Genomic DNA, 11326 nt, shown 5'->3' with positions numbered 1-11326 from the left:
GCTTCCTTCAGATTCCACCTCACGGTGGACACCCTTGCCCTTGGCTAACGGTAGGCGCTCGCCAGCCCCCGTTCGGGACTTTCACCCTAAAGATAACGCCCATGCTGGGCGTACTAAAAAAAGATCTGACTCAGGCTATGAAGCTGAGTCAGATCTTTTATTTCGTTTTTGCAGCTAATCTAAGCTTAAGTTTAGGAGACGTGAGATTCCTTGACAAGAACAGGTACGGTGTTATCCTCTACCTGCACATCATCCTTTGTCTTGGAGAGGACAATGTTCAGCACAATCGCTGTAAGCGAACCGGATACGATACCGTTCTGTAGCAGCATCCGAGCAAATTCAGGCAGCTCTGCGAACATTGCAGGAAGTGTCGCTGAACCTAAGCCAACAGCAATACTGCAAGCAGCAATCAGTAGATTACCATCCTTACGGAGATCCACATCGGATAGAATGGATATTCCGGAAACAGCAACCGATCCGAACATAACAATCATTGCTCCACCAAGTACGGCATTCGGTACAATCGTCGTCAAGGCAGCCAGCTTAGGCAGGAGACCTAGTACAATCATGATCCCGCCAGCAGCAAAAATAACGTTACGGGTCTTAATGCGAGACAGCGAAATCAAACCCACATTTTGAGAAAAAGCAGTATATGGGAAGGCATTAAAGATTCCGCCCAGCATAATCGCCACTCCCTCGGAACGTAGTCCATTTACGATCTGCTTCTGTTCAACTTTCTGATCAATTACTTTACCTACTGCAAAATAAACCCCAGTAGACTCCACCATACTAACAATATTAACGATGATCATGGTGAAGATTGCGGTAAGGCTGAACTCAGGCCATCCGAAGTAAAACGGCTGTGCGATGCTCACCCAAGAAGCGTCACCTACCGTAGAAAAGTTAACGATACCCATTCCATAAGCAATCGCTGTACCCGCCACTAAGCCTACCAGAACAGATATGGAGCGTAGAAATCCTGTGGCGAAACGGTTAACCGCTAGAATGACAAGTAGTGTAATCAGTGCAAGCAACAAATTGCGGGGTTGTCCAAAATCAGCGTTGCCTTCTCCGCCAGCAACGTTATTCATAGCTACTGGAATAAGAGATAGCCCGATAATGGTCACGACAGAACCCGTTACAATCGTCGGGAAGAACTTCAGCAGCTTCCCATAAAGCGGGGCCGCAAGAACAACGAACAAACCGGAAATAATGATCGCACCGTACGCAGTCGCCAGATTATGTGTCGAGGCAATCGCAATAATCGGACCAACCGCTGTAAAGGTACATCCAAGAATAACCGGGAGCCTGCTACCAAAATACTTGGTGCCCATTATTTGCAGCAGTGTAGCCAATCCGCAAGTGAACAAATCGGCTGCGATGAGGTAAGCCATTTGAGTCCCATTCAGCTTCAAGGCGCCCCCAACAATCAGCGGTACAATTACTGCTCCTGCATACATGGCTAGGACATGCTGAAGTCCTAACGTAAATACCTTTTGCTTGCTTAACATCCCGCACTCTCCTTGATTTTCTCTAATGAGCTTTCATTATCAATGAAGTGAATTTCACCAGGTGACATAGATGCAATACGGGCCAAGGCATGGACTTCTATGCCTCTGTTCTCCAGAAGGCTCCGACCTTCCTGGAAGCTCTTTTCAATGACACAACCGACGCCAAGGAGCTCTGCTCCTGCCTCTTTCACGATATCAACCAGTCCTACAAGTGCAGCACCAGTAGCAAGAAAATCATCCACAATAAGCACTTTGTCATTCGGTCCAAGATACTTCTGGGAGACGCTGACCAGATAATCCTCTTGGCGTGTAAAGGAATGTACAGGCGCTGAGTAGACAGCCTCTGAGAGCGTTACTGCTTTCTTTTTCTTCGCATAAATAAACGGTACACCTAATGCAATCGCAGTAGCCATGGCGAACTGAATCCCACTAGCTTCAATCGTAATCACCTTAGTGATCGGTTGATGACCAAACAGCTTTTTGAACTCCTGACCGATTTGCAGCGCTAGCTCCGTATCGACCTGATGATTCAGAAATGAATCTACCTTCAGTACCGTATCTGATAAAATAAGACCCTCTTGTCTAATGCGCTCTTGAAGTACTTTCATCGTGAACTAATCTCTCCTCTTCATTAGAAAAACAAAAAAAGGACAAATCCCTTGAGTCGTTTCTCTCAAGTGAATCTGTCCTTCTGGGCTTTTGTCCCTTAGTGGTGTAACACTACATAGTGTCCGCATCGCTCGGTCCAGACCTTTCCTCCAATGAAGGAAGCGGAACCCTAGATGCGCTATTTCACTCATAGTCGGATAATTACGATGGTTATCCGGTAGAAACTTATGGGCCATATCCCCAAGATTATATGAGTTTGTTTTTAATGTTCGGTATGAATACCTTGTATATCTTACACGCTCTGTCTGGTGCTTACAAGCAAAATTTTTAGTATTTTGCATACCATTTTCAGGTTATTTTCACGAAATTCAATTGTTTACATTTAGTAGTGGTTACTCCAAGATCTTCTGCGCCGTTTCTTCGGTCGTTACAAGCACATTCATATACCCGCCATTTAGCGCGCCCAAGATCCCCGACACCTTTTCCAGCGATTCCGCTACACCAATAGCGTACCTCGCCTGCTTGATCTGCTCCAGCTCATCAATCACAGCATGGCCAACGCTTTTTTTGCAGCAGATAATTTTCTAGGAATGGATGACAATATCCTTAGGTCATATTCTATAGGTACTTTTTAGTACCTATAGCACTTTAAAGTACGTACTATACTTAAATGACTCATGCCTTCATAATTGCACTTACCGGCCGGTGATTAACAAAGTGTAGGAGTGAAAGACATGTTGCTAAATCAAAAAGGAAGTACCCTGGCACTCTTGGCTTTAGCCATTAGCGCCTTTGCGATCGGAACCACCGAGTTTATCAGTGTAGGGCTGCTGCCTTTAATCGCTGATGACCTGCATATACCGCTGACCACAGCTGGATTAACTGTTACTTTATACGCTTTAGGGGTAACCTTTGGCGCTCCTATCTTAACGTCACTGACCACTGCGATATCGCGCAAAACATTATTGCTTTTCATTATGATTGTGTTTATTATCGGCAATAGCCTTGCCGCGGCTGCGGACAGTATTACAATTCTGCTAATAGCTAGAGTAATATCTGCCCTTTCGCATGGTCTGTTCATGTCAATTGCTTCGACCATTGCCGCCGACCTTGTGCCTGAGAATCGTAAAGCCAGTGCTATTGCGATTATGTTCACAGGGCTAACCGTAGCTACTGTTACTGGTGTGCCACTGGGTACCTTTCTAGGGCAACAGTTAGGCTGGCGAGCTGCATTCATCGCCATTATTGCCATCGGGCTTATAGCGCTCATCGGTAATCTGATCTTGGTCCCTGCCACAGGGCTGCGCAAAGGAACCCGAACACCGCTTAGCGAACAAGTCAAACTCGTAACGAACGGACGGTTATTGCTCGCTTTCGCAATCACCGCTTTAGGGTATGGAGGTACCTTTGTAGTCTTTACTTATTTATCTCCACTTCTTCATGAAATTAGCGGTTTCAAAGAGAGTACCGTTGCCATCATTCTTCTTGTTTATGGCATAGCGATCGCCATCGGCAACGTCATTGGAGGCAAATTAGCCAATCGTAACCCTATGAATGCCCTGTTCTACATGTTTGCTGTACAAGCTGTTGTACTGTTCGTCTTAACCTTTACTGCACCCTTTAAAGTGGCTGCATTACTTACGATCTTCTTTATGGGATTGTTAGCCTTCATGAACGTACCTGGTCTACAAGTACACGTAGTTACACTTGCAGATCGATATGCTCCGAGTGCGCGAGATGTAGCATCTGCGCTGAATATTGCCGCTTTTAACGCTGGTATTGCCATCGGTGCCTATCTTGGCGGTATCGTCACGGATCATATGGGACTGATTCATACCACTTGGGTGGGTGCAATAATGGTTCTAACCGCTGTATTCCTAACCGCTTGGAGTCGTGCGCTGGAGAAGAAAGATGAGACTCTTCTCCAGTCTAAAGCTGCTTAATCAGCCCTGCATTCCCAAACCAATCAAACTTTTAAATATCTCAGGAGGTAATTTCATTATGGCTCAACATCTACAGGATACAACTGCATTACACAACGGGATAAACATGCCTTGGCTTGGACTCGGTGTATTTCAAGTCGAAGAAGGCTCTGAGCTGATTCAAGCGGTCAAATCTGCTATTGCACACGGCTACCGTAGCATCGACACAGCAGCGATTTATCAGAATGAGACTGGTGTAGGTCAAGCGGTCAAAGAAGCTCTGCAGGACAATAACCTGTCCAGAGAAGAGCTCTTCGTAACTTCAAAGGTCTGGACTGCAGATATGGGCTACGAAGAAACCATTGCCGCCTACGAAGCTAGCCTAGCTAAGCTTGGGCTTGAATACCTTGATCTATATCTTATCCACTGGCCTGTAAAAGGAAAATATAAAGAGACTTGGCGAGCACTTGAAACCTTGTATAAAGAGGGACGCGTAAAAGCAATTGGGGTCAGCAATTTCCAGATGCATCATCTTGAAGATGTGATGAAGGATGCGGAAATTAAGCCGATGGTAAACCAAGTGGAGCTTCATCCTTATTTGAGTCAGCAAGCGCTGCTTAGCTTCTGCAAGGAACAAGGAATTCAATTGGAGGCATGGTCTCCATTAATGCAAGGGCAATTGTTGGATCAGCCTGTACTGAAACAAATTGCAGCTGAACACGGTAAATCCGTAGCTCAAGTGATTATCCGTTGGGACCTGCAGCGTGGAATTATTACCATTCCAAAGTCCACTAAAGAGCATCGGATCATCGAAAACGTAGATGTGTTTGATTTTCAGTTAACAGAAGAGGATATGAATCTTATCAACGCCCTGAACCAAGATCAACGGGTAGGTCCTGATCCTGATAATTTCGACTTCTAATTAAGCAACCTCTAGGTTAAGTAACAGAAAAAAGACCCTATCTTTCAGAAATGAAAGAGGGGCCTTTTTGTCTTTACGTACCTTTGCACTAGCACAATAAGGATCGGCAACACAAGAAACGAAGCATGTGTTACATCATTTTGATTTCAAGCAATTCATATTTGATGATACCCATTGGTGCGTTTACACTAACGATATCCCCGACTTTTTTACCCAGCAATTCCTTGCCCAGCGGACTTTCATAGGAAATCTTGTTGTTTAGGACATCTGCTTCAGCAGCCCCTACAATTCTATATTCAATCTTCTCGGAGTATTCGATATCGTTCAGGGTAACGATACAACCCATGCTAACCTTTGATAGATCCATCTGACTCTCATCAACGATCTTGGCTTTGGTCAGCATTTTCTCCAAAATCATAATACGAGTCTCCATGAACGATTGGTCGTCCTTGGCCGAATGGTACTCGCTATTTTCCTTCAAGTCTCCATAGCTGATCGCCAATTTGAGCCGTGCTGCCAATTCCTTGCGCCCTGGGCCCTTCAATTCCTTCAGTTCTTCCTCTAATTGAGCCAATCCTTCTTTGGTCAAGAACACTTCTTCATTAGACATGTATACAACTCCTATTTTGGATGCTTTATAATATTTTAACCTATATTTCACATTCATGCGACAAGTATAAACGCCTTCTGCGTCCTTGTAAGGACGGTAAGCGTTCAAGCGAGAAATATAAAAATCCCTGCCACAATTGAACATTGGGCAAGGATGTCAATGCTGCATCATTATTCTGGCAAATGCTCTTTACAGAAAAGGAGTAGTGCTGCTTCCTCGTCCTCTTCCATATCAAAATCAAGCAACTGGCCTGTTGTTGTCTCTTGTAGATCATAACTCACGATGCTTACTTGATCTTCATCCACTTTAATAATCGCTCTAGCGGAAACTCCATTCTCTACATAGAGCTCATCATCTTCTGGAACATCCAGTTGAACCACGAATTCATACCGTTTACCGGTTAGTATACCAAAAGGATCTTTAACATTCTCCACGTTGTAGCTTGTAAATGTCAACATTGCTCAATCAACCTCTTTTCCTAATACCTGCCACGTCATTGTATCACAAAAAGCTGCATGAAGGGGTCGCCCGTCCCTCAAGCCATAGCTTTCGACTTCTTGATCTGTTTGCTTCGCAATTGTCCGCAGGCAGCATCAATATCTACACCATGCTCCAGACGAGTGCTTACGCTGACGCCCTGTTTCTTCAAGGTGTCAAAAAAGGCTCGTACGGTCTCCCGCTCACTTCTTTGATATTGACTGTGCTCATCGACTGGATTATAAGGAATCAAGTTCACATTGACGAGCTGGCGCCGGTCGCCGATTAGCTCGGTCAGCTCAAGCGCATGCTCCTTGCCGTCATTTACATCCTTCATCAGAATGTATTCTAACGTAATTCTGCGATTTGTTTTTTCCAAATAATAATCGATGGACTCCATTAGCTTCTCAATTGGAATCGCCTTGTTAATCTTCATAATCTTCGTCCGCAGCTCATTATTAGGCGCGTGAAGCGATACTGCCAAGTTCACCTGTGTATTCGCATCGGCAAATTCAGCGATTTTGTTAGCAAGTCCACTCGTCGATACAGTAATACCTCTTCCTGCGATCGCAAGTCCCTTGTGGTCCTTAATAATCGATAAGAAGTCGAGCAGGTTCTTGAAGTTGTCGAACGGTTCGCCAATTCCCATGACTACAACGTGACTAACCTTTTGCTCGAGGTTTGCTGCATCCAGATGCTGCTGAACCTGCATAATCTGCTCTACAATCTCACCGCTGGAAAGATCGCGACTCTTCGCTAACAGTCCACTAGCGCAAAAGCTACAGCCGATATTACATCCAACCTGAGTAGTGACACATACGGACAAACCGTATTTCTGTCTCATGAGCACCGTCTCGATCAGGTTGCCATCCTTCAAACGGAACAGGAACTTGATCGTCCCATCCGCAGACTCCTGCTTCACATGTTCTTCCAACGTATGAATCACATAGTGCTGCTCCAATAATTCTACACAATCTTTATTTACATCGAGCATTTCTGAGAATTCTGTAATCCGCTTCCGATAAAGCCAATCCCAGACCTGCGTAGCTCGAAATTTTTTATGTCCACGTTCTAACAGCCATGCCGCCAGTTGATCAAAAGTTAATCCATAAATGGATTCCATATTCATTCGTTATCCTCTTTTCAAAACATTAAAGTTCAGTCCATCACTACTCATTGTCTCAAATTTTTTTTATTTAAACAAGGGGAGTTGTGGCGAAGCGTCGAAGTTTACACCATTAGAAGTCCGTTCTATGAAATTACATCTGAGGAGAGATCGAATTAAATGAGCTCAACCACAATAAAAATCATCGGTTTTGCCCTTCTAGCTGCCGTTCTAATCTTTGGCGGCTTTTTACTGTATATTACCATTACCGATTATAAGCCGAAGGAGATTACTCCGCTAACGGTAAACCATAATCAGGAACAAATGATGAAGCAGGGAGAACCTTTTGCAATAACCACCTTTAATATTGGCTATGCTGGGCTGGATAAGGATCAGGATTTCTTTATGGATGGAGGGACTAAATCACGTTCAAGCAGCGAGGAACAAACGAAGGTAAATCTTGAGGCAATAGCTTCTCTATTGGCCACTTCAGGCTCGGATCTATTCATGCTGCAGGAGGTGGACATCGATTCTTCCCGTAGCAACCATATAGATGAGGTCTCCTTCTTATCGAATACCTTCTCTGATTACAGCAATGTATTCGCGACGAACTACAAGGTACCTTGGGTACCGATTCCTGTTCTTGATCCGATGGGCTCGGTGAATAGCGGTTTATTAACCTTATCTAAATTCAGCAGCATAAGTAACATTAGATACGATCTTCCAGGAAAAGAAAGCTGGCCTCGTCAACTGTTTGAACTTGACCGGGCCTTTATGGAGAGCAGATTCCCCGTCGATAACGGAAAAGAACTGATCCTGATTAATCTTCATTTATCAGCCTTTGACCAAGGCGGAACGATTCGTAAGCAGCAATTAGAATATCTTTCTACTTATATTCAGAGAGAGAATGATAAAGGCAATTACCTCATCTTAGGCGGAGACTGGAATCATTCTTTACCGGGCACAACCCCTGAGGCCTTTGAGACTACACAAGTTTGGCCAGAATGGCTACAGCAGTTCCCTGAAGATTTCAAACCGGAGGGCTTTCAATGGGCTGTCGATGCTACAGTGCCATCCGTCCGGACACTTGATGTAGCTTATTCAGAAGGTGTAAATTTCCGCGCTGTCATTGATGGCTTCCTAGTCTCACCGAATATCACAATAAGTGGCGTTCAGGGCCATGACCTATCTTTTGAACACAGCGATCATAACCCTGTAACAGCTACTCTTATTCTAAAATAAGACCCAATCATGGATCATTGATGTTATTTAAAAATGACGAATTTCATGTTTTTCCCTTGTAGATACTGAATGATAGCAGGCAATGCCTCTACGGTAATCTTCTTTTCGTGAAAAAGATAGACCGCACCGGACGGATCAGTATGATGAACAAATTGAATGACGTCTTCTGGGGTCTTGCGTCTCCAATCCTCGGAATCACGATTCCATAACAATACTTTCATCTGCTGTTCTGTCACTTTGGCTGCTAACTTATCATTTATCGCACCGTATGGCGGCCGAAAAACAGTAATTGGCGATTGAATGATTTGCTCCAATGCCTGGTTAGCCTTCGCCAAATTATTCTGATTCTCCTTAACCCCATTGTTGGTCATCTTGCTATGATCCCACGAATGACTTCCAATCGACATCTGATGTTCACTCGTATACTTAACCGCTTCCACATTACGAGAGACCTTATTCCCAACAAATAAAAAGGTGGCTGCCACCTCGTGTTCTACTAAAATATCTACGATTTCTTTCGTATATTTCGACGGGCCATCATCAAATGACAAAGCCACGTAACCCTTCGGCAGGCTATAGGTGTATTCATTTCCGGTTAATTTAATCTCCTCATACTGCTTAGTCTGTTTTGGAGGAGGCTCTGTAGATTCTGGTGTAGGCTTAGATGGTTCTGGCGTCGGCTCAGACTCATCTTGCTGGCTAGATATCGCTGAAATCTTACCAATAGGAGGAATGAACGGTAGAGAGACCATTTTCTCGATCCTCTCAGCGCCGGCGCCTTGTGAGGGACCTTCCAATCCTTCTGCACGGTCCATATCTTGACCACCCATGCGAAGAGACAACAATACAACTGCTAAACAAACGAACACGATACTCTGTAGTCCAAATCTTCCAATCCATTTTTTGTTCTTCTTTCTTAGCCTACGTGCTGGAGGTATAGAGGGTAGCGTCGTATCAACAGCAATCTCTTCATGTACATGGGGATCGTCTACTTCCTTTAATTGAAGAAGCTGTGACACATAATATTCAGAGCAGGCAAAATACAGGGTTTCGCTGAAGGTCTGGTTCATAATGACCAGTGTGCTGTAATAACTATTACGAAAAGGATCCCACTTCGGATACAATGACAATCTCATTCTTTCCCCGAAATAGGGAGCCAGCGCGTTAAGTTGTTCATATGTAAATTCATCTATGATTAGCATGCGTCTGGCATACCCGATATCACGGGTTAAACCTATCTCAATCTGATAACCAGCCTGTTCATGCTCAAGCGACAGCAACTCAATCATTAGAACAGCGCTCGGTTCATTTATTGCCATAAATCTTATGTATCTCCGTTGTCGTCATTTCTTCCCGCCAACGTGCTTCCATTCCCAAAAGGGACAGTCATACGATTGGTAAAATCGCTGATCATACCGGAGAGATAGGCTTTTTCTTGGCGGATCGTATCGTATTTCTGTCTTAAATGCGCGTTCTCAGTTTCAATCCGTCCGAGCTTCTCTTCCAGATCGTTCATCTTCTTGAGCTTCTCTGCATGAGCTTCATTATGCTTTTGGATCAGATTCACATACTTCTGATGCTCCAGATCAATCGTACTCTTTAATTCTTCAATTTCTGCAGTGAGGGTGGTCTGAAGCTCCCGATAATCCTCCAGCACTTGATCGACTTTCAGATTCTTCTCAATCATTTTATGCTCAAGCTCTCGAACGTTCTTCTCTCTTTCCTCAATCACTTTATTGAGGTTCTTCATGTCCCGGTTCAAACGTTCAACATGGCTACTGGAATGCGTTAACCGATCCTGAAGTTCATTAATATTCGTCTCGGCATGCTGTCTGGCTTGAATAATCTGCTCCACGGAGAAGATCAAATCGAGTGATTTTTTATCGAGCGAAGCTTTTCCCGTAGTAACCACTCCTGCTAAAGTCTCGCCAGCGATCTGGTCCTCTACTTCCTCGCCCTGCTCTTCTGATAATTGCACCTTTTGAACCATACCCGGTTTGGACTGCTTATCCACTGAATCTTTCTTTTTAAAAAAGGGAGAAATCATTGATCTTATCACCTCAATTATAAAAAAATGTCAAAAAATGTCGAGTGCCCACGAGTCTATTATAGTTTACTTGTCTTGTCTGTAAGTGAGCCTTTATATCTAACTTTTTGAATTGGATCAAAAGACCTAAATTGTTGCCAATAACAAGAAAAAAGCACCCTTGCGGGTGCTCTGGTTTTAATTAAATTTATCGGGGAATTGTTTAACAATACCCTCGGTTAGTACATCTCCAAACATAATCATATGCTCCAGCCCTTTATCGAAAGCAACGATTTCGGCATCCCAATCCTTTTTAACCCTAGCTGTCACGTCGTCCGTAATTAGCTCCAAATGTTCATGAAACATCTCTTTCAATTGTTCATACGAATATTTGGGATTCTGTGCGCTAAGGAACTTAGCAATGTCGTCAGCGTTGTCATACCACTCTTTGTTGTATTTTTCTAAATCAGCCTGATTACCTGCTAGTACAGCAGCAACTACCTTTCCAGCAATGAGGATATGCTCCCGCAATAATTGAGCTAGCTTATCTCCTACTGCCTCACCGTAATACGGCTTATAAACATTGCCTATCTCCTGCTGATTCTGTAGCAATCTTGCCAGTACCTTCTCTTTGTCCTCGGAATTCGCAAAGGCGCTAACAATGTAGTTTTTCGTCCATATCACATGGTCGCTCCATAGTTTCCTAAGGTTATCTTTAAGCTCTATCACGGAGGGTGTTAAGCATTGTTTATGTGAGCTCTTTTTCTCTTTGGCTGCAGCATCGGCAGTTACGGGCATGACACTAACAACAAGAAACATACACAACAAAGTTAGCTTCGCAATCAAAAACTTAGGCTTCAATATGACCTATCTCCTTTTAAGCATTTATTAACTATCTTGCA

General features: G+C 43.9%; 12 protein-coding genes and 1 riboswitch. Of the genes, 3 read left to right on the top strand and 9 right to left on the bottom strand.

The window, feature by feature from the left end; genetic code table 11:
- Nucleotides 1-191: 191 nt before the first annotated feature.
- The 3 genes from L1028_RS23090 to L1028_RS23080 all read right to left on the bottom strand — a co-directional run bounded on the left by L1028_RS23090 (nt 192) and on the right by L1028_RS23080 (nt 2668).
- On the bottom strand, nt 192-1511 hold the full coding sequence (locus L1028_RS23090; RefSeq protein WP_234540119.1) for a nucleobase:cation symporter-2 family protein: 1320 nt from the start codon (nt 1509-1511) through the stop codon (nt 192-194).
- Nucleotides 1505-2119, bottom strand: a complete 615-nt coding sequence (locus L1028_RS23085; protein WP_042131547.1) for a xanthine phosphoribosyltransferase — start codon at nt 2117-2119, stop codon at nt 1505-1507. Before L1028_RS23085 ends, L1028_RS23090 begins: the two co-directional genes overlap by 7 nt.
- Nucleotides 2120-2290: 171 nt before the next feature.
- Nucleotides 2291-2394: riboswitch (purine riboswitch) on the bottom strand.
- A gap of 118 nt (nt 2395-2512) precedes the next feature.
- Nucleotides 2513-2668: a sugar-binding domain-containing protein gene (locus tag L1028_RS23080; protein ID WP_234540117.1), complete on the bottom strand. Its 156-nt coding sequence runs from the start codon at nt 2666-2668 to the stop codon at nt 2513-2515.
- Between the two features lie 186 nt (nt 2669-2854).
- On the opposite strand from L1028_RS23080, the gene L1028_RS23075 reads away from it, so the two are divergent.
- Nucleotides 2855-4063, top strand: coding sequence for an MFS transporter (locus tag L1028_RS23075; protein WP_234540115.1), 1209 nt, complete (start codon nt 2855-2857; stop codon nt 4061-4063).
- Nucleotides 4064-4121: 58 nt separating this feature from the next.
- Nucleotides 4122-4964, top strand: a complete 843-nt coding sequence (locus L1028_RS23070; RefSeq protein ID WP_234540113.1) for an aldo/keto reductase — start codon at nt 4122-4124, stop codon at nt 4962-4964.
- Nucleotides 4965-5094: 130 nt separating this feature from the next.
- Here the strand turns inward: L1028_RS23070 and greA are convergent, their stop codons facing one another.
- From greA to rlmN, 3 genes are all read right to left on the bottom strand, one after another.
- A complete protein-coding gene (gene greA, locus L1028_RS23065; protein WP_042131553.1) occupies nt 5095-5574 on the bottom strand; it encodes a transcription elongation factor GreA in 480 nt (159 codons plus the stop codon).
- Between the two features lie 170 nt (nt 5575-5744).
- Nucleotides 5745-6032 carry a DUF6509 family protein gene (locus L1028_RS23060; RefSeq protein WP_042192802.1) on the bottom strand — a complete coding sequence of 96 codons (288 nt, stop codon included), beginning with the start codon at nt 6030-6032 and terminating at the stop codon, nt 5745-5747.
- 77 nt (nt 6033-6109) lie between these two features.
- Entirely contained in the window at nt 6110-7180 is a 1071-nt protein-coding gene (rlmN, locus tag L1028_RS23055) for a dual-specificity RNA methyltransferase RlmN (protein ID WP_234540111.1), read from the bottom strand.
- 156 nt (nt 7181-7336) lie between these two features.
- On the opposite strand from rlmN, the gene L1028_RS23050 reads away from it, so the two are divergent.
- Nucleotides 7337-8398, top strand: a complete 1062-nt coding sequence (locus tag L1028_RS23050; RefSeq protein WP_234540109.1) for an endonuclease/exonuclease/phosphatase family protein — start codon at nt 7337-7339, stop codon at nt 8396-8398.
- A gap of 23 nt (nt 8399-8421) precedes the next feature.
- On the opposite strand, the gene L1028_RS23045 is transcribed toward L1028_RS23050, so the two are convergent.
- The 3 genes from L1028_RS23045 to L1028_RS23035 form a co-directional block, all read right to left on the bottom strand.
- Complete coding sequence (locus L1028_RS23045; protein WP_234540107.1) at nt 8422-9717, bottom strand: polysaccharide deacetylase family protein; 1296 nt, start codon at nt 9715-9717, stop codon at nt 8422-8424.
- Nucleotides 9718-9722: 5 nt separating this feature from the next.
- On the bottom strand, nt 9723-10445 hold the full coding sequence (locus tag L1028_RS23040; RefSeq protein WP_234540105.1) for a hypothetical protein: 723 nt from the start codon (nt 10443-10445) through the stop codon (nt 9723-9725).
- Between the two features lie 177 nt (nt 10446-10622).
- Nucleotides 10623-11285: a glycosyltransferase gene (locus L1028_RS23035; protein WP_234540103.1), complete on the bottom strand. Its 663-nt coding sequence runs from the start codon at nt 11283-11285 to the stop codon at nt 10623-10625.
- Nucleotides 11286-11326: the final 41 nt, after the last annotated feature.

The organism is Paenibacillus pseudetheri, from assembly GCF_924513355.1.
Taxonomy (GTDB): domain Bacteria; phylum Bacillota; class Bacilli; order Paenibacillales; family Paenibacillaceae; genus Paenibacillus_AQ; species Paenibacillus_AQ pseudetheri.
The sequence above is the reverse complement of the archived record's forward strand: the minus strand, read 5'-3'. Positions and strand labels throughout refer to the sequence as shown.